This is a genomic window from Micromonospora sp. NPDC003241, assembly GCF_053589795.1.
Window position 1 is genome coordinate 54,220 of sequence record NZ_JBSFSO010000035.1, and the last position, 21,413, is coordinate 75,632.

General features: G+C 69.1%; 22 protein-coding genes. 13 read left to right on the forward strand and 9 right to left on the reverse strand.

All coding sequences use genetic code 11. From position 1 onward, the window contains the following. Positions 1–25 precede the first annotated feature (25 nt). The 3 genes from ACWDVW_RS23870 (at position 26) to ACWDVW_RS23880 (ending at position 3,771) form a co-directional block, all read left to right on the forward strand. A complete protein-coding gene (locus tag ACWDVW_RS23870) occupies positions 26–1,285 on the forward strand; it encodes a glycosyltransferase family 4 protein (protein WP_449952678.1) in 1,260 nt (419 codons plus the stop codon). A gap of 70 nt (positions 1,286–1,355) precedes the next feature. After that, positions 1,356–3,140 carry a DUF4012 domain-containing protein gene (locus ACWDVW_RS23875; protein WP_449952681.1) on the forward strand — a complete coding sequence of 595 codons (1,785 nt, stop codon included), beginning with the start codon at positions 1,356–1,358 and terminating at the stop codon, positions 3,138–3,140. Between the two features lie 112 nt (positions 3,141–3,252). Next, a complete protein-coding gene (locus ACWDVW_RS23880; protein WP_449952684.1) occupies positions 3,253–3,771 on the forward strand; it encodes a hypothetical protein in 519 nt (172 codons plus the stop codon). Between the two features lie 112 nt (positions 3,772–3,883). On the opposite strand, the gene ACWDVW_RS23885 is transcribed toward ACWDVW_RS23880, so the two are convergent. The 6 genes from ACWDVW_RS23885 to ACWDVW_RS23910 form a co-directional block, all read right to left on the reverse strand. Further along, positions 3,884–4,333, reverse strand: coding sequence for a SitI3 family protein (locus tag ACWDVW_RS23885; protein ID WP_449952687.1), 450 nt, complete (start codon positions 4,331–4,333; stop codon positions 3,884–3,886). A 15-nt stretch (positions 4,334–4,348) separates the two neighbouring features. Beyond that, positions 4,349–4,747 carry a CdiA C-terminal domain-containing protein gene (locus tag ACWDVW_RS23890; RefSeq protein ID WP_449952690.1) on the reverse strand — a complete coding sequence of 133 codons (399 nt, stop codon included), beginning with the start codon at positions 4,745–4,747 and terminating at the stop codon, positions 4,349–4,351. Positions 4,748–4,935: 188 nt separating this feature from the next. Next, a complete protein-coding gene (locus ACWDVW_RS23895; RefSeq protein WP_449952693.1) occupies positions 4,936–5,463 on the reverse strand; it encodes a DUF6244 family protein in 528 nt (175 codons plus the stop codon). Positions 5,464–5,716: 253 nt separating this feature from the next. Continuing rightward, entirely contained in the window at positions 5,717–8,047 is a 2,331-nt protein-coding gene (locus ACWDVW_RS23900; RefSeq protein WP_449952696.1) for a protein kinase domain-containing protein, read from the reverse strand. Positions 8,048–8,396: 349 nt separating this feature from the next. Next, positions 8,397–8,594, reverse strand: coding sequence for a DUF397 domain-containing protein (locus tag ACWDVW_RS23905; protein ID WP_449952699.1), 198 nt, complete (start codon positions 8,592–8,594; stop codon positions 8,397–8,399). Continuing rightward, positions 8,587–9,522 carry a helix-turn-helix domain-containing protein gene (locus tag ACWDVW_RS23910; protein ID WP_449952737.1) on the reverse strand — a complete coding sequence of 312 codons (936 nt, stop codon included), beginning with the start codon at positions 9,520–9,522 and terminating at the stop codon, positions 8,587–8,589. Before ACWDVW_RS23910 ends, ACWDVW_RS23905 begins: the two co-directional genes overlap by 8 nt. A gap of 644 nt (positions 9,523–10,166) precedes the next feature. Here ACWDVW_RS23910 and ACWDVW_RS23915 point away from each other — a divergent pair. The 4 genes from ACWDVW_RS23915 (at position 10,167) to ACWDVW_RS23930 (ending at position 13,634) form a co-directional block, all read left to right on the forward strand. Continuing rightward, positions 10,167–10,433: a hypothetical protein gene (locus tag ACWDVW_RS23915; RefSeq protein WP_449952701.1), complete on the forward strand. Its 267-nt coding sequence runs from the start codon at positions 10,167–10,169 to the stop codon at positions 10,431–10,433. 220 nt (positions 10,434–10,653) lie between these two features. Continuing rightward, positions 10,654–11,388, forward strand: a complete 735-nt coding sequence (locus ACWDVW_RS23920; RefSeq protein ID WP_449952704.1) for a GOLPH3/VPS74 family protein — start codon at positions 10,654–10,656, stop codon at positions 11,386–11,388. 94 nt (positions 11,389–11,482) lie between these two features. Further along, complete coding sequence (locus ACWDVW_RS23925; protein ID WP_449952707.1) at positions 11,483–12,970, forward strand: APC family permease; 1,488 nt, start codon at positions 11,483–11,485, stop codon at positions 12,968–12,970. Positions 12,971–12,986: 16 nt separating this feature from the next. Next, positions 12,987–13,634 (forward strand): GNAT family N-acetyltransferase, encoded by a 648-nt coding sequence (locus ACWDVW_RS23930; protein WP_449952710.1) that lies wholly within the window; start codon positions 12,987–12,989, stop codon positions 13,632–13,634. Between the two features lie 136 nt (positions 13,635–13,770). On the opposite strand, the gene gdhA is transcribed toward ACWDVW_RS23930, so the two are convergent. Beyond that, a complete protein-coding gene (gene gdhA / locus ACWDVW_RS23935) occupies positions 13,771–15,108 on the reverse strand; it encodes an NADP-specific glutamate dehydrogenase (protein WP_449952713.1) in 1,338 nt (445 codons plus the stop codon). A 111-nt stretch (positions 15,109–15,219) separates the two neighbouring features. Here gdhA and ACWDVW_RS23940 point away from each other — a divergent pair, with 111 nt between their 5' ends. Genes ACWDVW_RS23940 through ACWDVW_RS23955 form a run of 4 tightly spaced genes read left to right on the forward strand, consistent with a single transcriptional unit; the run spans position 15,220 to position 18,394 of the window. After that, on the forward strand, positions 15,220–15,564 hold the full coding sequence (locus ACWDVW_RS23940; RefSeq protein WP_449952716.1) for a MazG-like family protein: 345 nt from the start codon (positions 15,220–15,222) through the stop codon (positions 15,562–15,564). A 57-nt stretch (positions 15,565–15,621) separates the two neighbouring features. Continuing rightward, positions 15,622–16,686 carry a hypothetical protein gene (locus tag ACWDVW_RS23945; RefSeq protein WP_449952717.1) on the forward strand — a complete coding sequence of 355 codons (1,065 nt, stop codon included), beginning with the start codon at positions 15,622–15,624 and terminating at the stop codon, positions 16,684–16,686. Positions 16,687–16,718: 32 nt separating this feature from the next. Then, on the forward strand, positions 16,719–17,687 hold the full coding sequence (locus ACWDVW_RS23950) for a pirin family protein (RefSeq protein WP_449952720.1): 969 nt from the start codon (positions 16,719–16,721) through the stop codon (positions 17,685–17,687). Between the two features lie 44 nt (positions 17,688–17,731). After that, positions 17,732–18,394 (forward strand): hypothetical protein, encoded by a 663-nt coding sequence (locus tag ACWDVW_RS23955; protein WP_449952722.1) that lies wholly within the window; start codon positions 17,732–17,734, stop codon positions 18,392–18,394. Between the two features lie 268 nt (positions 18,395–18,662). Here ACWDVW_RS23955 and ACWDVW_RS23960 read toward each other — a convergent pair whose 3' ends face one another. Continuing rightward, positions 18,663–18,935: a DUF2795 domain-containing protein gene (locus tag ACWDVW_RS23960; protein WP_396694957.1), complete on the reverse strand. Its 273-nt coding sequence runs from the start codon at positions 18,933–18,935 to the stop codon at positions 18,663–18,665. A gap of 163 nt (positions 18,936–19,098) precedes the next feature. Between ACWDVW_RS23960 and ACWDVW_RS23965 the strand changes: the two genes are divergently transcribed. Further along, on the forward strand, positions 19,099–19,506 hold the full coding sequence (locus ACWDVW_RS23965; RefSeq protein WP_449952726.1) for a DUF2267 domain-containing protein: 408 nt from the start codon (positions 19,099–19,101) through the stop codon (positions 19,504–19,506). Between the two features lies 1 nt (position 19,507). Here the strand turns inward: ACWDVW_RS23965 and ACWDVW_RS23970 are convergent, their stop codons facing one another. Continuing rightward, positions 19,508–20,674, reverse strand: a complete 1,167-nt coding sequence (locus ACWDVW_RS23970; protein ID WP_449952728.1) for a CaiB/BaiF CoA transferase family protein — start codon at positions 20,672–20,674, stop codon at positions 19,508–19,510. A gap of 262 nt (positions 20,675–20,936) precedes the next feature. Between ACWDVW_RS23970 and ACWDVW_RS23975 the strand changes: the two genes are divergently transcribed. Beyond that, positions 20,937–21,413 (forward strand): TerC family protein (locus ACWDVW_RS23975; protein ID WP_449952731.1); only part of this gene is annotated, 477 nt, incomplete at its 3' end.

Here is a 21,413-nt window from a genome sequence, read left to right on the forward strand (position 1 = left end):
AACGCCCGGCCAGGGAGGTGGCGGGATGCGGATCGGCCTGCTGACGTACCACTTCCCGCCGGAACCGGCCTTCATCCCCGGCAGCCTGGCCGAGGAGCTGACCTCCCGTGGCCACGAGGTACGGGTGCTGACCGGCTTCCCGGACTACCCGGGCGGGCACGTGTACCCGGGGTGGCACCAGCGCTGGCGTCACGAGACGCGCAGCCGGGGTCTGACCGTGCGGCGGGTGCCCCGGTACAGCACCGGTGACCTCACACCGCGCGGCCGGATCGCCTCCTGGCTCTCTTTCGCCGGCAGCGCCGCGCTGGTCGGACGCCGGTTCCTCGCCGGGGTCGACGTGCTCTACGTGCACCAGCCGCCGCCCACCGCGTTCGCCACGGCGGCCCTGCTGCGCCTGCTCGGCCCGGTCCCGCTGGTGCTGCACGTGCCGGACGTGTGGGCCGAGGACCTGCCGGACGGCGGCGACGGGCGGTGGGCGGCCCGGGTGCGGGCGGCGATGGCCCTGACCTACCGGGCCGCCACCGTGGTGGCGGTGACCGCGCCCTCGTTGCAGGACGCGGTCGTCGGGGTCGGGGTGGATCCGGCCAAGGTCCGGACGGTGCTGAACTGGACCGACGAGCGGATCTTCCAACCCGCCACGGCCGGTCCGGCCGCGCGTCGCCTGGTGCGCCGTGACGACCGGTGCGTGGTGATGCACGCCGGCACCATCGGGGCGCGGCAGGGACTGGAGACCGCGGTCCGCGCGGCGGCCGCGCTGGAGAGGACCGTGGACCTGGTCCTGGTGGGCTCGGGCGCGGACGAGCGGCGGGTGCGGGGGCTCGCCGACGAACTGCGCGCCGACAACGTCCGGTTCGTCGACCGCCGCTCGCCGTTGGACATGCCGGAGCTGTACGCCGCCGCCGACTACCAACTGGTCATGTCCCGGGACCTGCCGGCGCTGCGCAGCGCCGTGCCGGACAAGCTCCAAGCGGCGCTCTCCTGCGGTGCGCCGGTCGTGGCGTCGACCGGCGGCGACACGGCGGCCCTGGTCGAACGCACCCGTGCCGGGCTCTCCTGTCCGCCGGAGGACTGGGCCACCCTGGCGGACCGGTTCTGGCTGGCCGCGCACATCCCCGCACCGGCGCGCGCCGAGATGGGCCGACGCGGCCGGGAGGCGTACCTGCGGGAGATGGCGTTGCCGGCCGGGGTGGACCGCATCGAGGCGCTGCTGCGGGCGGCGGCCGCCGACGCGCGGCGGAACACGAGTCGCGACCGAAACTCACATATGGCCCAAGAGCGTCATTAAAGCACCAACAGGATCGTTACCTGTTAGGAACAATGGTGGCTTCTGTCCGAATTTCGGAGTGGAGAGTGGTGTGACGGAACGCGAGAGCACGCGCCGTACCCGCAGCCGGTCCCGCCGGCGACGGCGGGCCCGACTGCGCCGTGCCCTGCTCGTCACGCTGGTGGTCGGCTCGCTGCTGGCGGGCGTCGTCGGATGGGTGGGGTTCCGGGGCTGGCAGGCCCGCGCGCACCTGGTCAACGCCGCCGGGCTGGCCGGTGAGCTGAGCGCGCACCTGGTCGGTGGCGACACCGACCGGGCGCAGCGGACCCTCGCCGCGTTGCAGGCGCAGTCCGGTGCCGCCCGTCAGGCCACCGCCGATCCCGGCTGGTGGACGGCCCAGCACGCGCCGTACGCGGGCGCCAACCTCGCGGCCGTCCGACAGATCTCCGTCGCCGTCGACGACCTGGCCCGCCAGGCGTTTCCGGCGCTGCTGCGGGTCGACCTCGGCGGTCTGGTGCCGCGCGAGGGGCGGCTGGACCTGAGCGGGCTGCGGGGCGTCGGTGACGATCTGGTCGAGGTCGACGCCACCGTCCAGCGGATCCGCGCCGAACTGTCCGTGGTGCCCGCCGACCGGCTGGTCGGGCAGGTACGCGAGGCCCTCCAGGAACTGCGCGGCGAGATCGACCGGCTGGCCGCCATGACCTCGGCGGCCGGTAAGGCCACCCGACTGCTGCCGCCGCTGCTCGGAGTGGACGGCGCCCGGCGCTACCTGCTGGTGTCGCAGAACTCCGCCGAGCTGCGCTCCACCGGCGGCATGTTCGGCGCGTACGCGGTGATCCGGGCCAACAAGGGCCGCATCGAGATGGGCGACCAGGGTGCCAGCAGTGGCATGGGGATGTTCGCCAAACCACTGAAGGTCCCGGCCGAGCAGCGCGTCCTCTGGGGTGAGCTGCCCGGCATGTACCCGGCCGACGTCAACCTCAGCCCGCACTTCCCGACCGCCGCCGCGCTCTATCGGGAGATGTACCGGCGGCACAGCGGCGACACCGTGGACGGGGTGCTCGCCGTCGACCCGGTGGTGCTGTCGTACCTGTTGCAGGCCACCGGGCCGGTCCGGGTGCCCGGCGGCGTGTCGCTCAGCGCGGAGAACGCGGTGCGGACCCTGCTCAGCGACACCTATCAGAAGATGGCCCCCAAGGAGCAGGACACCTTCTTCGCCGCCGCCGCCGCGACCGTGTTCGACACCCTTTTCGCCCGTAACACACACCCGAACGGGCTATTGTCCGCTTTTAGCCGCTCTATACAAGAACGTCGGATACTGTTCTGGAGTGCCCATCCGGAGGAACAGCGGGTGTTCGGCGAGAGCCGGATGGCCGGGACGCTTCCGGAACAGGACACCGTGCCCACTGTCGGCGTGTTCCTCAACGACGGCAGTGGCGCGAAGCTCGGCTACTACCTCCGGCAGACCGCCGACCTCACCGTCGGCGACTGCCACGCCGACGGCCGTCGCGAACTGCACCTCCGGGTGACGTTGCGATCCACCGCGCCGGCCTCGGGCCTCACCGAGTCCGTGCTCGGACTGGCCCAGGCAGGAGACCCGTACACGGTTCGGACCCTGGTCTCGGTCTACGGCCCGGCCGGCGGGGCGGTGCTCGACACCCACCTCGACGGTGTCGAGACGTCGGTGGGCAACGGGACCGAGCGCCGCCGCCAGGTGGCCACGGTGAACGTCGAGACAGGACCGGGTGACACCCGGACGCTGCAGGTCTCGCTGCTGACCGGCAAGACGGACAGCGGCACGGCCGAGCTGTGGCTCACGCCCACCGCCACCCCATGGACCACCCATGTTGTCACCGCACCAAGCTGTACTCAGTAGGAGGGAACCAACAATGCGGCTATCCCGCATCATCATGGCGCTCACGGTCGGTTTGGCCGTGGTAGCCGTGCCGACCGCGGCGGGGGCGGCGCAGCCGCAGCCGACGCCATCCGTGAGTGGAACGCCCCAGCCACCGCCCTACCCGCCGGTGCTGGCCTCGCTCACGGTGAACCGACCGACCATCTTCCTCGGTGAGACGGTCGTCCTGACCGGCCGCAACTTCGGGCCGAACGAGACGGTCGACATCACCGTCACCACCCAGCCGCTGGCGGCACCCGCCGCCGGCACCGCCCGCCGCAGCGACGGCAGCACCGTCGCGATGGCTCCGGTCGCCTTCCAGGCCAGCGCGCCGCTGACCTTCACGGCCCGGACCAACGCGCGCGGCGAGTTCAGCCGCCGGTACACCCCGTCGGTGACCGGTCTGCTCACCTTCACCGCCGTCGGCCGGGAGTCCGGCCGGACCGCGTCGACCGAACTCCGGGTGCTGCACAAGAAGAAGCCGCACCTGCCCGTCACCGGCAGCAGCACGAGCACGCCGATGAAGGTCGGTGGCGGTCTCGTCGCCGCAGGCGCGGTCATGCTGCTCGGCACGGTGCTCTGGCGCCGTCGCCGCTTCGGCAGCGTGAGCTGATCCCACACCGCGGGCCCGTCCCGCAGTGAGCACCGGTGCCGGTGCCCGCCGTTCCCTCCGGCGGGCACCGACACCGTTTTCGTCGCACCCCGCGCCTGGTTGCGGCGCCGGCCTATCCGCGCACGTCCGTGATGCCGTACGTGTCCCACCACGAGGCGCGATGTCTGCGCAGGGTTCCGGCGACCCGGGTGAGCAGCAGCCAGTTGCCGTTAAGGACCAGCGCGGCGTCCTCGGGACGACCGGTGAGCACGCGGGTCACAGCCGCGACCATGGTCGGTGTCGCGGTACGCAGGGAGTCGTCCTTGGGCATGTGGAAGAGGATGTTGACGTACTCGTCGGGCTCCCATTCCCACTGGGAACCGTCGTCGTCCTCGGCGTCGAAGTAGCCGTCGCTGCCGGCATAGATGCTCAGGCTGTACCCGGACGTCAACGTGAGGTCCGCGCTAAGCAGCCGGGGGAAGCCGGGCCGGCTGATCTCCTCGACACCGTCCGGAGCGGCGAGTTGAGCGGCCTGTTCCAGCGGGACGGTGCCCGCGAGTATCAGTCGGTACTCGATAGCCACGTGCTGCCTGCCTTCTCAGTCTCGCCGGACGAGTTGAATGATCTCACCGCTGCGGGTCACCGCCGTCAGTTCCTTGAGCTGGTGGATCGGCCAGTCGTCGAACTGCTTGCGCAGGGCACCGAGTTCACCGCGCCAGTCACGCAGGTTCAGCACCACGCGTTGGGTCTGCTGGCTGGACACCTTTCCCGACACCTCCGTCCAGACCCCGCGCACCGCCTTGCCCGGGGTCGGGGAGTAGCAGTCAAAGACATGCCCCTCGATCAGGTAGTCCGGCTCCTTGTCCGGCTTCCCGACGTCGCCGGTGCTCTGCCTCGCCTCGGCGATCTCCCGTCTTGTCGGGTTCTGGTGAACCCGATACCCCTTGTCCGCGACCGTGTCGGCACAGTCGTTCTCCAGTTCCAGTGACCGCCGCACACCCGCATCCTCCTTGGGCGGAATGCGGGTACGGGAACCGGTCGGTGATCCGCCGAGAACGCCAGTGGGTGGACGTGTCCACAAGGTGAGCTGCTCATCCGACGTGTCACCACCTCGGGCTGTCAAGGGGGGCGGTTTAGTTGTGGTGGCACGGGCCGGACTGGTCAGTGGGTGACCGCCGGCCCCGTCTAGTTTCCCGAGGACCCGAGCTGCCGCGCTTCGGCGACCGCCGCCTCCACGTGCTGGCGGGCGGTGCCGGTGCGCTGGATTACCAGCACCAGAATCTGCTTGATGCCCTCCAACGCTTGCAACAGCGGCCCAGGCTGCCCGCCCTGCAAGACCATGGTGACGAGTTGCTGCGCCTCACCGACCTGCTTGCCGACCCCTGCTGCGGTGTCACGGGCAATGTCCACCGCTGCATGTACGGGCGTCAATCCGGAGATTGTCTCCTGCGGGGTGGCCTGCTGCGGAACGGCTGCCGTGGCCTTCGCCGCCTCCCCGATCGAACCGGACAGGTTGCCGAGGCCACCCTGGATCGCCGAGACCGCGCCCCGTACGCGGGTCAGTCCCGCCGCCACCGCGGCGAAGCCGGACCCCGCCGCTCGCAACGACACCTCCTGCACCTGCCTGTCGGCCGCAGCGGCCAACCCCTGCGCACGCTCGACCCCCGCCATCAGCGCACGCAGGTCAGTAGTGATCTTCTCGATGTCAGACATTCGGCGGACCTTCCGAAGTTCAAGGCGATCGAGGTGTCTTTCGCCGAAACTATCGGCCCGTACGACGCCACCAGTGCCGCTGGACCTGGTGCCTCGCGAGGCGGCTGTCGCCGCTAGGCCGTAGCACTATCCGTTAAACGAAAGCTGAGTAATTCGACCCGCCGGTAAGAAAACTTCTTTTGTCCCGGCGCATCATTGTTCGCCAAGGGATCGAAGAGTTGTTCCACGACTTTCGCTCTTGCGAGTTCCATAGTCAGCCTCGTCGTCCAGTTGCGTTCAGGATCGATCGAGCCTCTCGGTAGGCGTCAGAAGTCAGATGATAACCGGACTCACCCGCGTACGCTAGAAGCTTCTCAATGATCCGATATGTCCGCTGGCTCACGTTTTTGCCGGCGGTGATGAGGAGGTCGCTAAGAGTGGCTCGGCCGATTTCCGCCCCGCTCGCGAGCTGCAGCAGGGTCAGGCCGAGCTGGTAAAGATCTACTCTGTGCGTCCAATTTCCTAGCACGAAATTCGGAGGTAGATAATGTGGTGTTGCGCTCATCGTCCTGACAGGATCTCCAGCCGTGACCGAGATGTTGAAGTCGATCAGGATCGGTCCGCGACTCCTGCTTAGAATTATGTTGGCTGGCTTGATGTCCCTATGTATGACGCCATGTTGTGCTTCGAAAATTGCTTGCGCTACGTCGCCGTCTAGTTCGTCGTGGCGTTTGCGCATCTCCCCGACCTGTACTGGCCGAGGATGCATTCTTTCGAGTGCGCCCAGTATGGCCACGGCCCACTTCAGTAGCGTCTGCTCCGATGGACGAGTCGAAGCTTCGCAATAGTCTCGAAGTGTAGGGCCCTCCACGTACTCCATCACCAAATAGGCGTCTCCCTGGGGAAGGCTTCCAGCATCCATAATCTTAACGATGTTTGGATGATTCAGAGTTTGTAGGATATCAAGTTCGCGCTGCACACTACTGAGTTTGCCATTGCGGACCACCTTAAGGGCTACGACCTCGGTGGCATCATCTTGTCGGTGTGCTTTATAAACCCGACCGAATCCGCCAGGTGACCCCACCGGGTGCTCAATGACGTAATCTCCGACTTCTTCCCCCGGTTGGAGGTCTGTAAATCCGTCCTTGGAGCTCGAGCGATTTACGGCATTCAGTTGCCTCTGCAGGTAAGTCTGAAGAAGATTTATGCACAGCTGGGGGACAGTGTGAGGGTCCTTGCATATTCCGTAACCCACCAGATGGGCGACGTCAGGAGGTGATGATCGTGCCCAGTCTGCAAATTCATTGACTCTGCCCTCCGCTAGTAAAGTCAAAAGATAGAATTCGTCCGGATATTCATCGCGTAGGGTCGACACAAGTTGATCGAGAAGCGAAGACCTCTCAATGAGAAGGTCTTGGGCAAGGAGGCGAATATCGCTTTCAGCAATGCGAACAGCATTGCGTCGATTGGGTTCGCGTCGGTGCGCACCTGAGCCCAGGGCGCGCAGGAGGGCGGGGTGGCCGCCTGTCTGGGTGTAGCTCGCAGAAAGTGCGAGGCTATTCCACTCCAGCCCTATTCGTTTGCCAATGGTGACGAGTAGATCTGCGGATTCCTCCAGGTCGAGAGGGCTGAGGTATTCCCGAGTGAAGTAGTTGTAGACCGGGTTGTCCTCTGCGCCAATCTTTCCGTCTTCGACGCATTTGGGGTTGGTTCCGGAGATAATGTACGACAGGCGGCCTGGATACTGCTGGTCAAGGCCACGCAGAAGTCGCCATAGTTGGACGAAACTTTGCTGAGCTTGCGGGGTGGGTTTCGGTGGAAGGATTCGCTCGATTTCGTCAAGAAATACTACGACCTTGCGACGGCGTTCCGCTAGCGCCAGGCGGATATCGTGATCATACAGCTCCGGGACAATTTCCGGATCTGCGATGTCCATGAATAGGTCATACTGGCCAAAGAGTCGAAGTCCTCTAATGTCTCGAACGTGTCGATGTGAATCGAAGATTGCTTGTCCAATGGACCAGAGAATGTAGGGCGCGTCGGCCCTGATTGCCGCCGCTCTCTGTAAGTCAATCTGGGCGACGAAGCATCGGCCATCTTCGCGGACTAACTGTGCAAGCCGGTTTGCAAGCGATGTCTTTCCGATCTTGCGTAAGCCGAAAATTCCTTGGTGGCCTGCGCCGGCCACGATCTCTTGTCGAAGGCGTTCCAGTAGTCGGCGTCTCCCGAAGAAGTCTTGCGACTTAGTTACTGCTCCCGGGACATTATACAAGTCGCGGGCGTATGCCTGCGACTGTAGGAGTGCCTTGAAATCAACATCACCGTGTGGTCTGCACGAGCGGATGCGGTCGAGGCTGAAGCCGACAAACAGCGTGCCGGCTTCGTCGCTGTATTCCCTTACGATTTCGCCGGTGCGTCGGTCTGCGGTAATGATAATGCTGATCGATCTGCTAAGTCGGACGCCGGTTGATCTGATGATTTCGGCGGCGCTATCAATCTCACTTGCGCGACATTTGTCGTACTCGGCAACTAGTACAAGTATTTCGCGTGTCTCTCCAAGTGCGGCCTGCAGAACGTCGGAGGGTTTCACAAACAGACCCCACACGCGAGAATTGTAGGTCGACTTCGTGTATTCGACGGACAGTCCACTTGCCTGTAGCGCGGCTACGATATCCCGCTTGGTGGGGCTTCCCAGGGTGAATCGGTCTAGAACGCGGCTTGGCAAGGGCATAGTGCAGGATGGTACCGCCCGAACATAGACTTCGTAAGCGTCGATCAGGGCTAGATGGCCGACATTGGCCTTCATGGCGTGGTGCGAGTGGACGCGCACCGATGCCGCGAAGTCTACCCATGATCGCCGAAATCTTGAGTTTCCACGCCGCCTGACGGCTCTAGCTGACTGATGGTGGCCGCTGGGTCAGCGGCCACCATCAGCTCAGGGGTGGGATTGAGGGTTACGGGGTGGTGGTGCGCAGGCTGCTGGTGAAGGTGCTCCAGGACGTGGGGGAGAAGGTCAGTACGGGTCCGGTGGGGTCCTTGCTGTCGCGGACGCCCACGTCGCCCCCGGGCAGCTCGTCGGCGACCTCGACGCATGCTCCCTGGTTGCCGCTGCGGCTGCTCTTGCGCCACTGGACAGTCGTCGTGTCAGCCACGGGTGAATGCCTCCATCGTTGCGGTGATCAACGTCCTCGACGACTTCTCGTCGAGTGCTCGTGAGGTCACGTCGTCCCACGCGAGTTTGTACGCCGCGACCTCGGTTGCCTTGTCGAGGTAGAGCGCACCGGTGAGGCTGTCGACGTAGACCAGCGGAGGTTCAAGCGGTTCCGAGGTGCCGGGCAGGTCGGGGAACTCCAGGATGAAGAACGCGGATGTCATGCCGCCGTGGGCACCGGCGCTGAATGGAAGGATCCTGATCGTCACACTGGGCGACCGACTGACGTCCAGCAGATGTTGAAGTTGGGCCGCCATGACTTGCGGCCCGCCGACGGCTCGTCTGATCGCACCCTCACCCAACACGACCGAGAGGTGTGGCGGTCGCGGGTTCGCGAGCAGGCGTTGACGCTCCATCCGGAAGTCGACCTGCCGCTTCACGTCCTCTGCGTCAACGAGGCCCTTCGGAACGCCCGTCACCGCCGTGGCGTAGGCACGGGTCTGCAGGAGGCCGGGAACAGCCTCAGGTCCGTACTCCCGAATCCGTTCGGCACTGCTTTCCAGCCTGACGAACAGACCGAACCAACTCGGTAGGCGGGTGTTGGTGTAGTCGTGCCACCAGGCGCTCGCACCCTTGGTGCGGGTCTCGCCTCCGAGGGCGAGTAGTTCTGCGCGGTCTTCGGCGCTGGCCTCGTACAGCTCGCACATCGCCTTGATCTCGATGTCGCGGAACTTCACGCGGGGGTCGCCGGCTTCGATGCGGTGGATGGTCGCGGGGCTGCGCTGGAGAAGGATGGCGGCCCTCTCCTGACTCATCCCTGTCTCCTTGCGGAGGGCTGTCATCTTGCGGCCGATCCTCCGCCTCAACAGGGCCGATCCGTCCGTGTCGGACACGGAGCCTCCTATCACCACTTTGCCAAACAGCAGCATACAAACGATGGACCACTTGATCACGTTCTGCACATTGCCGCCCTGACCAGGGCTAACGTCTCGCGAACTGCTCTAATGTGCAACTCCTTTCATGATTTCGATCGATGTGCCGTATTGCATTCTGCCTGACCGCAGTCAGACGATGACTCTCAGCAGGTCGCCGGATATCCCCGGCGACAGCAGACACCTCGTTTGTGGACGGCGGATGGCTGTCCGTTGAGGACGAAGCCGTGCCGACGCGACGCCCACAGGTGTCAGGAGCCGGGTACGGGGACCGCCACGCTTCCCCCGATCGGAGCGGTCCCCGTACCCCATCAGTCGGGGTGCGCGGTCGGTGCCAGGGAAGGCCCGGCCGCGCATCTCTCTCAGAAGGGTGATGGCAGTGCGCATCAAGTGGTTCGTGCCGGCCAGCGCCGACCATCCGTTCCCCCCGTTCGGCCTCCACCCCACCCCAACCCCCACACGACGTACCTCGGCTCCCACTCGCCCTGCCGATCAAGAGGTTTTGGCCCTCCGGGCTGTCTGTCCACGATCAAAACCTCTTGATCAACTAGGTCAGAGCGGACGAGCCAGTCAGAGCGGACGAGCCAGTCAGGGCGGGCATGCCGGGCAGGGCGGGCTACCCGAGCCGGAGGGGTGGGGCCATGGCTCGGTCGGTGCCTGAGGTCGCGGCGGGGACGCTGCTGCGACTCGGACCGGGGGACTGGTCGTACGGGCGGGACGTCACTGCGGGGAGCCCGATCGCCATGACCGTGACGAGTGTTCGGGACCTGCCGAATCGGCCGGCGGAGTGGGTGTGGGTGCTTGGGCATCGACCCGAGTGCGCGTACCCGCACGTGGAGCGGCATCCGCCGTGCATGGAGGTCCGGGTCGCGGTCACCGCGCTGCCTGGCGCGACGCGGGCGTCGTGACCGGCACCGACGAGAGCGACCGTGCCGTGGATCGGTTCGAGTCCGCGCGCAACAGCGTGCTCGCGCACCACGACGGTGGGACCTGCTTTCACTGTGGTGATGACGGGTGCGGGCAGTACGCCTGGGCGGTGGGAGAGCTGGGTTGCCATCCGGGCGGCCGAGTGCTCCTGCACCGGCTCGGGTTTCCCGTAAACGATCCGACCGAGGAAGGTCAGCCGCGGTGAACACCACACCACACGCCGACGAGTACGCCCCGCACCTGCGCGAGCACCCGGCCCCGCCCCGGACGGTACGGGCCGTCGGCGGCGCCGTCGCGCCCACCGGCACCCGCCTCGCCGACGAGTTCTTCTATCTGGCGCACGACGACCAGACCGGTCGACCGCGTCTGTTCGAGTCGGCAACGGCACACGGTCTCGCCGCCGCGTTGCTGTTGGAGTTGTACCGGGAGGGTCGGGTCACGTTCGAGGGGCGGCACGTCCGAGTGACCAACGCCCTTCCGCCGAGGGACTGGCTTCAACACCTCGTGCTCGACCGGCTCCTCGCCGAACCGCGCCACAGCGCGACCCGGACGTGGCTGGCGTTCCTGGCAACGACCGCCTATGAGCAGGCGGCGACCCGGATGTGGCAACGCGGGCTGCTCAGACAGCAGCAGGTCGGCCGCCTGTGGCGGCACCGCACCGTTTACGTGCCGACGGACATGAACACGGCTGCCTGGTCGTGGGCGCGGCTCTCCGTCCACCTTCGCAGCTATCAGCCGCTCAGCGCCTTCGACGTGGCGTTGGCCGGGTTGGCATCCCACACCCACCTCGATTCGGTCCTGCTCGACGGCACGCCCCTGGCGACCCGCGCGTTCCTGCGGCAGCAGGTCGAGCAGGCCCCGCCGCCGCTGCGCGACCTGCTCGCTGATCTCGGTGCCGTCGTCGGTGGTGCCGTGCTGAGTCACCGCACCACCTGAACGCCACTTCACCCATCCGCACCGCACCACTACTGGTCCGGCGTTGCCGTGCCGGGCGCTTGCTGACCCATTGAATTGTTTGGAGAGAGAACTGATGTCTCACACGAGACCTGACACCGTGTCCGCCGTCCTGGCCAGGGGGCGGCTCGGTATCCCGTCGGTGGTGTTCTTCGTGATCGCCGCCGCCGCACCCCTGACCGTCGTCGCCGGTGGCGCGACCACGGGGTACGCGGTCACCGGCGTCACCGGTATCCCGGTGTCGTATCTGGTGGTGGCGGCGGTGTTGGCGTTGTTCGCGGTCGGCTACGTGGCCATGTCCCGCCGGATCGTCAACGCGGGCGCCTTCTACACCTACGTCACCCGAGGGCTCGGCCGCCCGGCCGGTGTCGGCGCCGCCATGGTCGCCCTCCTCGCCTATAACGCGATGCAGATCGGTCTGTACGGCGGGGCGGGCGCGGTGACCGCGCAGTTCCTCAACGACCGCTACGGCTGGCACCTCACCTGGTGGATCTGCGCCCTCGCCGTGTGGGCGGTCGTCGCGGGGCTCGGCGTCGCGCGGATCGACCTCAACGGCCGCGTCCTCGCCGTCGTCCTGGTCGCGGAGTGCGTCGTCGCGCTGACGTTCGACGCGATCATGGTCACCCACCCCGCCGACGGGCAGATCAGCTTCGCCACCCTCGCCCCCTCGCACATTTTCGCCGCCGGAATCGGCGCCGCCCTGGTCACCGCCATCACCGGGTTCGTGGGCTTCGAGGGCACGGTGGTGTTCTCGGAGGAGACGAAGGATCCCCGGCGGACGATCGCTCGCGCCACCTACATCGCTGTCGCCGTGACCGGTCTGCTGTACGGGCTGTCCGCGTGGGCGATGTCGGTGGCCACCGGCCCCGACCGCATCGTGGAGGCGGCCCGCGCCGATGGCACTGATCTGATTTTCAACTTGGTGTCGCCGTACCTGGCCGACAGTGTCATCACCGTCGCCCGGGTCCTGTTCATCACCAGCCTCTTCGCCGCCCTCCTCAGCTTCCACCACACCGTGGCCCGGTACCTGTTCGCGCTCGGCCGGGAACGGGTCCTACCCGCCGTGTTCGGCCGGACCAGCCGCCGTACCGGCGCGCCGAAGGTCGGCTCCCTCGTGCAGAGCGGTCTCGCGTTCGTCGTGTTGGTCGGGTATGCGGTCGCGGGGGCGGGTCCGATCGTGCACCTGTTCTTCTGGATCACCGTCACCGGCGGCCTCGGCGTGCTGATCCTGATGACCGTCACCTCCGCCGCCGTCATCGGCTTCTTCGCCCGCATCACCCACACCGAAGGACCCTGGCGAACGGCGGTCGCACCCGGGGCCGCGACGGTCGCGCTCGCCGGGATCCTCACCGTCACGCTGCGGGAGTTCGCCACCCTCCTCGGTGTGGAGCCGGACTCGCCGCTGCGGTGGGCGTTCCCCGCCGCCTACGCCGCCGCCGCACTACTCGGCATCGCCTGGGCGCTCACCCTGCGCACCACCCGTCCGGACGTCTATGCGGCAGTCGGTCTCGGCGCGGACAGCGCCACCGGCCCCCACCGCACCCCCGCCACCGTCCACGCCTGAGCAGGAAGAGACACCCGTGACCCGCACCAACAACAGACCACTCGTCCGCGCCGCCGCGAAGGCCGACGCCGGACCGCTGATCGCCGTCCTCGCCGAAGCGTTCCACCACGGGCCCCTCGCCGACTGGCTGATCCCCGACCCCGACGAGCGACGCACCGTCTACTACCGCTACTTCCGCGACGCCTTCTATCACGGCCTGGAACACGGACAGGTCCACACGACAGCCGACCAGACCGCCGTCGCGATCTGGTACGCCCGCCCCGAACCCGTCACGGCTGACCCAGGGCAACGTCGGGAAGCGCTGGAGCGCATCGCCGGCGCCTACGCGCCGACGTTCGCTCTGCTGGAGGAGACATTCGAGGCCGTCCACCCCGACACACCCCACCACTACCTGGCCTACCTCGCCGTGGACCCCACCCGGCAGAACCGGGGGATCGGCGCGGTCCTGCTCGCCGACCACCATCGCCGTCTCGACCAACTCGGGCTGCCGGCGTACCTCGAAGCCAGCAACATGCGGAACCGACGTCTGTACCTTCGCCACGGCTACACGGCAGGCCAGACGATCGTGTTGCCGATGGAAGGGCCGACCATCTGGCGAATGTGGCGCGGCACCTCCACCAGTGTCGGCCGGACCCCGTTCCCGCCCCGCAGAGGCGCTGGCTGACCACACCCACCCGCCGCACCTCGGTCCCACCGCCGCTGTCGATCAAGAGGTTTGGTGCTCTCGGGCGCTCATCGAGCACCAAAACTTCTTGATCAACTCGGCGGACGCGGCGCGGGCGGGGGTGGGGTGGGGGAGGTTAGATCAGGCCTTGGGCGAGCATGGCTTCGGCTACTCGGCGGAAGCCGTTGATGTTGGCGCCGGCCACGTAGTCGCCGGGTAGGCCGTACTCCTCGGCGGTGGACCAGCAGCGCGCGTGGATGTCGCGCATGGTCTCGCGCAGGCGCTGCTCCGACTCCGTGAACGTCCACGACTCCCGGGCGGCGTTCTGCTGCATCTCCAGGGCGCTGACCGCCACCCCACCGGCGTTGGCGGCCTTGCCGGGCGCGAACCGGACCCCGGCCCGGCCCAGGATGCGGACCGCCTCCGGGGTGGTCGGCATGTTCGCGCCCTCCACCACCGCGACACAGCCGCCGGCGACGAGCTGCGCGGCCTCGGCGCCGCCGATCTCGTTCTGCGTCGCGCACGGCAGGGCCAGATCGCAGGGGACCTCCCAGGGGGTACGCCCGGCGACGGCGACCGCGTGCGGCACCTCGCGCACGTAGTCGGCGAGCCGGTCCCGGCGGCGCTCCTTCAGCTCCCGCAGCACGTCGAGGTCGATGCCCTTCTCGTCCAGGACGTACCCGGCCGAGTCCGAGCAGGCGACCACGGTGCCGCCGAGCTGGTGCACCTTCTCGATCGCATAGATCGCCACGTTGCCGGAGCCGGAGACCACCACCCGCTTGCCGTCCATGCTGTCCCCGGTCTGGGTGAGCATCTCCTCGGCGAAGAACACCGCGCCGTACCCGGTGGCCTCGGTGCGCGCCTGCGCGCCGCCGTACGACAGGCCCTTGCCGGTGAGCACGCCCGACTCGTACCGGTTGGTGATTCGCTTGTACTGGCCGAACAGGTAGCCGATCTCCCGGCCGCCCACCCCGATGTCACCGGCCGGCACGTCGGTCTGCGCGCCGATGTGGCGGTACAGCTCGGTCATGAAGCTCTGGCAGAACCGCATCACCTCCCGGTCCGAGCAGCCCTTGGGGTCGAAGTCGGCACCGCCCTTGCCGGCTCCGATCGGCAGCCCGGTGAGCGCGTTCTTGAAGATCTGCTCGAAGCCGAGGAACTTCACGATGCCCAGGTAGACCGAGGGGTGGAACCGCAGGCCGCCCTTGAACGGGCCGAGGGCGCTGTTGAACTCCACCCGAAATCCCCGGTTCACCCGGACCCGACCCCGGTCGTCCTCCCATGGCACCCGGAAGAGGACCTGCCGCTCCGGTTCGCAGATCCGCTCGATGATCCGGGCGTCGGCGTACTCGGTGTGGCGGGCCAGCGCCGGGCCGATGCTCTCCAACACCTCCCGTACGGCCTGGTGGAACTCGGGCTCACCCGGGTTGCGGTTGACCACACTGGCGAACACCGACTCGACCGTCTCCGGCATCACCGACACGTCCTTCCGGTCCGGGCACGGCGTCGTTGCCGCGCCTCGTCACCGCCGTCACAGCGGTGCCCCCGGATACGGATGGTGACCACCGTCCGGTTCACTGACGGCGTGGACGAGACGATCTGGACGACGGTACGCACCGCGCGTGACTGGCTGGACGCCACCAACGGCACCGGGGAGGCGGAGCTGACCTGCCGGATGCTCAAGCTCACCGAGGAGGCGGGTGAGGTGGCGGGCGCCTGGATCGGGTGCCTCGGCCAGAACCCGCGCAAGGGGGTCACGCACACCCGGGCGGACGTGGCCGCGGAGCTGGCCGACGTGGCGTTCACCGCGCTGGTCGCCATCGAGAGCCTGGGCCTGGACGCCCGGGAGGTCCTCGGCGACTGCGCCGGCAAGGTCGCCGGGCGGTTGGAGTCGCCGGCCGAGGGCGAGGTTCGTCGCCGAGTTGACTGATCCGACCCGCTCCCTGGCGCGTACCTGCTGGTAGGGGACCGTGGAAGGGGACGTGGCATGGCCGAGTCGGAGCACGAGGCGTACCGTCCGACACCCTCGGGACGGGGGTCGGGAGACGAGGTGCCGGCACCGCCGGCCACCGTCGGTGACGACATGCGAGTCACCGACGGCGTGACCGTGGGTGACGACGCGCCCGTGGGTGAGGACGAGCCCGGGGTCCGGGACGAGCCTGGGAGCCAGGACGAGCCTGGGAGCCAGGACGAGCCCGGGAGCCGGGACGAGCCCGGGGTCCGGGACGAGCCCGGGGACGGACGGCCGACCTGGTCGGCCGGGGCGCGGTTGCTCGCCGCCGCGGCGGTGCTGATGCTCGGGCTGGGCGCGACCGCCGTGGTGGTGATCCTCTCCGACCCGCACCGCCTCGGTCGGGTCTTCTCCGGCGACCTGCCGGAGGTCACCGCCGCGCCCGACGGCACCAGCGGACTGGGCGGTGCGGCGAGGGCGGCGGCGCAGCGCCCCGAGCAGGTCGAGACCGCGCCGCTTGCGGGTCGCCAGCGGGCCAGCTTCGAGCTGGTCGACGGGGTGTCCCGGTTCGACCTGCGGGTGACGGACCTGGGGGAGGAGCTGTACCGGATCATCACACCGGCCGATTCGGTGACCCGGCTCCGCCCGGAACTGGCCGGCGACCGGGTGCGGCTGCGGCTGACCCAGGACGGTACCGGGCCGGGCGAGGTCGAGGTGCTGCTCAACGCCCGGGTGCGCTGGCAGGTGTCGCTCAACGGTGGAAGCACCGAACGGCGGCTGGACCTCGCCGCCGCCCGGTTGAGCGGCCTGGAACTGGCCGGTGGGGCGACCCGGACCACGCTGCGGCTGCCCGCCGTGGAGGGACTGGTCGTGGTGCGGGTGACCGGCGGGGTCAACCGGTTCGACGTCACCGTGGTCGGCAGCGTCCCGGTCCGCGTCCGGTCGGTCGCCGGTGCCGGCGCGGTCGCCGTGTACGACGAGCGCCTCGACGGCGTCGCCCCGCAGACGGTGCTCGGGTCGCCGGGTTGGGACCGGGCCGGCGACCGGATCTTCCTGGACCTGGTGGCGGGCGCGAACAGGGTGACCGTACGCCGAGGCTGAGCGGGTCCGGCGCACCGGCGTACAGTCGGATGGTGGAACGTGCCGAGTCGATGCCCGCGCAGACCCGACCACCCGGTGTGGCCACCGTCGACCCCGGCAGCGTCCTGTTGCCCGGCCACGACGTGCCGTTGGGCCGCTACACCACGGTGCGTCGGCTGCTGCCGCAACGCACCCGCCGGATGGTCGGCGCCTGGTGCTTCGTGGACCATTTCGGTCCGGACGACGTGGCGCAGCGGCCGGGCATGGAGGTGCCCCCGCACCCGCACACCGGCCTGCAGACCGTGACCTGGCTGCTCGACGGCGAGATCCTGCACCGGGACAGCCTCGGCAACGTGCAACCGATCCGGCCCGGCCAGCTCAACGTGATGACCTCCGGTCACGGGATAGCCCACTCCGAGCGTTCCCCGGCCGCCCATCCGCCGCTGATGCACGGCGTGCAGCTCTGGGTGGCGCTGCCGGACCCGGCCCGGGCCGGCGCGGCCGACTTCGCCCACCACGCCGAGCTGCCCCGGTGGCGCGACGGCGACCTGGACGTCACCCTGCTGGTCGGTGACCTCGGCGGCGAGGTCTCGCCGGCCCGGGTGCACACCCCGCTGTTCGGCGCGCAGCTCGACCTGCGCGGTGCGGGTCCGGTCGCGGTGCCGTTGCGCCGCGACTTCGAATACGCGCTGCTGGTGCTCGACGGCGCCGCCGAGGTGGACGACGTCGCGGTGGAGCCCGGGGCGCTGCTCTGGCTCGGCACCGGCCGGGACACCCTGACCGTGCGCGGTGGGCCGGGTGCCCGGCTGATGGTGCTCGGCGGGACGCCGTTCGAGGAGCCGCTGGTGATGTGGTGGAACTTCGTCGGCCGCAGCCACGAGGAGATCGCCACCGCCCGGGAGGACTGGATGGCCGGTCGGCGGTTCGGTGTGGTCGCCGACGACCCCGACCCGCCGCTGCCCGCCCCGGCCCTGCCCACGGTCCGGCTCAAGGCGCGGGACCGTTCGGGCGGCTTCCACTGACCGCGTCGTAGGCGTGGCCGCCGTCGGCGCGGGTAACAGCCGGCATGACCAGCACCGTCTCCACCGTCGAGGACCGTAGACGCCTGGCCCGGCGGCTCGCCGGCAGCGGCCGGGGTTTCGCCGAGCAGTACGGCTTCCGGGTCACCAACAACCCCGCCAGCCTGTTCCAGGTGCTCTGCCTGGCGGTCCTGCTGGCCCGCCGGGGCGACTTCCGGCGTGCGCTGGACAGTGCGCACGCTCTGCCCGACGCCGGGTGGGACAGCGCGGCCCGGCTGGCTCGCGCGCCCCACGCCGATCTGGTCCGGGTGCTGCGCGAGCGCGGCCGGCGCGGTGACGTGGACGCGGTGGCCACGCTGCTCGGCGATCTGGCCCGGGCGGTGCGCGACGAGTACGGCGGTGACCTGCGTCGGCTGCGCTCCGCCGCCGGTTACGACCCGGCTCGGCAGCGTGCCCTGCTGGCCGCACTGCCCGGCGTGGACGGCGAGGCGGTGGACCTGTTCCTCCGCGAGGCGCAGGCGCTGTGGCGGGAGGTCGGGCCGGTGGCCGATCGGCGTGCCCTGACCGCCGCCCGCCGCCTCGGTCTGGGCCGGTCCACCGACGACCTCGCCGCGCTGTCCGGTGGCCGCGAATCGGAGCGCTTCGCCTGGCTCGTGGGGGCGCTGGCGCGGGTCGATCTGGAGCGACGGTATGCCGAACCGACCGGATGAATACCTTCGTCGGCACCCCCTGTCCGTTCGGCTGATGGCGTGCGGTAAGGTAGTCGCAGTAGCAGCCACCCGGTTCGGGTGGTTGTCGCCGTCTGGTCATGGCGACCCGGTCCCGGTTCGCCGTGCCACCAGGGCAGGCGATTACGTAGCGGCGCTCCCGGTCGCGGTTCGTGGCCGGGGCGCCCGCCTGTCGGAGTCCTGTCGGGTGCACCGACCTCGACACGCCGACAGCCGGTCCGGGCGGTTCGCCCGTCGACCGGCCGCCGGATCAGATGCTGCGCAGGTGCTGCGACACCCGTTGGTGGCGCTTGTCGCGTCCGGCCGCGCCGCGCTGCGCGTCGTCGGCGTCCTCGCTCGCGTCGATGTGCGCGGAACGGGCCACCTCGGTGCTGTTCGCGTAGTCCACCGGCGGCAGCGCGCGCAGGGCCTGCACCACGTCCGGCGGCGCACCCTCGCGTTCGGCCTCGCGGACCACGTCGTCCTTGCCGGCGGGGTAGTCCAGGCTGGACAGGTACTGCAGGACGTCGGCGTAACTCGCCATGGGTTCGGCTCCTCCCGGCTTCGATCGGGCCACGACCGGCCGCGGTTACCCGCCGAGGCCGCCGTCACGCCCGCCTCGGGGGAAAATCGCTGGGACACCGGGGAAGATCGGCCGCCGTTTCCGGACCGCCGCGCCGGGTAACCGCCGCCCGAGGGGGTACGCGATGGACTACGACACGTTCGTCGACCAGGTCGCCCGACGGGCCGGCACCACGCCGGAGCGGGCGGTGGACGTGACCCGGGCGACGTTGGCGACGTTGGCCGAGCGGCTGACCGGCGGGGAGGCACTGGACCTGGCCCTGCAACTGCCGGTGCCGCTGCGGCCGTCGATGCGGGCGACCCCGGACGGCGAGGCGGCGCAGCGGTTCGACGCCGACGAGTTCGCGGCCCGGGTGGCGTTCCGCCTCGGGGTGCAGACGTCGGCGGCCCGAGGCGGGGTCCGCGCGGTCTTCACCGCGCTGCGCGAGGCGCTGGCCGGCGAGTTCGACACGCTGATGGTCCAACTGCCCCGCGACTACCGCGACATGGTCGAACCCGCGCTGGCCCCCGGCGCGACACTGCGACGCCGGTGACTCAGCCCACCGCGCCGTCGGCCCGCAGCGCGGCCACCCGCTCCGGGGCGTAGCCGACCTCGGCGAGGACCTCGTCGGTGTGCTCGCCCGGCCAGGGCGGCGGGCGGCCTACCGAGGTGGGGGTGCCGGAGAAGCGGGGCGCCGGGGCCGGTTGCACCACCCCGTCCCGGACCACGAACGTGTCCCGCGCGACCAGGTGCGGGTGCTCCGGCGCCTCGGCCCAGTCCAACACCGGGGCCACGCAGGCGTCGGAGGCGGTGAGCAGGGCCGCCCACTCGTCCCGGGTACGCGTCCGGAACAGCCGCGCCCAGGCGGCGCGCAACGCCGGCCAGTTCGCCGGGTCGGTCCGGTCCGGTGCCTCGTCGCCCGGCAGCGGGAACCCGGTGCGGCGGACCAGTTCCTCGTAGAAGCGCGGCTCCAGCGCGCCGACCGCGACGTGCCGCCCGTCGGCGCACTCGTAGGTGTCGTAGAACGGCGCGCCGCCGTCGAGCAGGTTCACGCCACGCGGGTCCTGCCAGAGGCCGAGCCCGCGCAACGCGTGGATCTGCGTGCCGAGCACCGCCACCCCGTCCACGATGGCCGCGTCGATCACCTGGCCGGTGGCGCCACCGCGTACCGCGTAGAGCGCGGAGACCAGGCCCAGGGCCAGCATCATCCCGCCGCCGCCGAAGTCGCCGAGCAGGTTGAGCGGCGGCACCGGCCGATCGTCGGCCCGCCCGATGCCGTGCAGCGCGCCGGTCAACGCGAGGTAGTCGATGTCGTGCCCGGCGTACGGGGCGCTCGGTCCGTCCTGCCCCCAGCCGGTCATCCGGCCGTAGACCAGCTTCGGGTTGACCGCGTGGCAGTCGGCCGGACCGAGACCGAGACGCTCGGTCACCCCGGGTCGGAACCCCTCGATCAGCGCGTCCGCTCCGTCGACCAGGGCCAGCACCACCTCGCGTCCACCGGCGGACTTCAGGTCCACGCCGACGGAGCGTCGTCCCCGGTTGAGCAGGTCGGGATGGGCGGTGCCGAAGGACGAGGGGTCCACGTCGGTGGCCCGGTCCACCCGGACCACGTCCGCGCCGAGGTCGGCAAGCATCATCGCGGCGAAGGGGCCGGGACCGATCCCGGCCAGCTCGACCACGCGTACTCCGGCGAGTGGGCCGGCCGCCTGCTCTGCGGTCATCGTCATCACGATAGGCGCTCGTGTCCGAGTCCGGTACCGGCATCGTCACTCCGCGTTCCGACCTGGTCGGACGCGGTCCACGCCGATGGGAGCCCCCGTCTGGCGGGTCGGATCGGGCTGTCCTAACCTTGGCGGTACGAGGGGAGTACTTCCCACGAACCATACCGGTCAGTACGGCGCACCCCGGGTGTGCCTCGGGTGGTTGCCCACGAAACGTGGGTGAAGGAGACCTCGAACATGACACGGTGTTCGAGGAGGCCCCATGTCCGAATTGTCCTACGCTGCTGCCGGTTTGCAGTCGGTGGGTACACCCACCCTCTGGGCGGTCACGATCGCCGGCGTGCTGGGCCTGCTGGTGCTCGACTTCGTGGTGACCCGCAAGCCCCACGAGGTGTCCCTGCGGGAGGCACTGGGCTGGTCGACCTTCTACATCGCGCTGCCGCTGGCCTTCGGTGCCTGGGTGTGGTCCGAGTTCGGCTCGGAACGGGGCTTCGAGTACCTGACCGGTTACCTGGTCGAGAAGTCGCTGTCGGTGGACAACCTGTTCGTGTTCATGCTGCTGCTGGCGGCGTTCGCGGTGCCGACCGAGTTGGCGCAGCGGGTGCTGCTCTTCGGTATCACCGGCGCGTTGGTGCTGCGGGGCATCTTCATCGCGTTGGGTGCGGCGGCGTTGCAGACGCTGGACTTCGCGTTCCTGATCTTCGCGTTGATCCTGTTGTTCACCGCCGCGAAGTTGCTG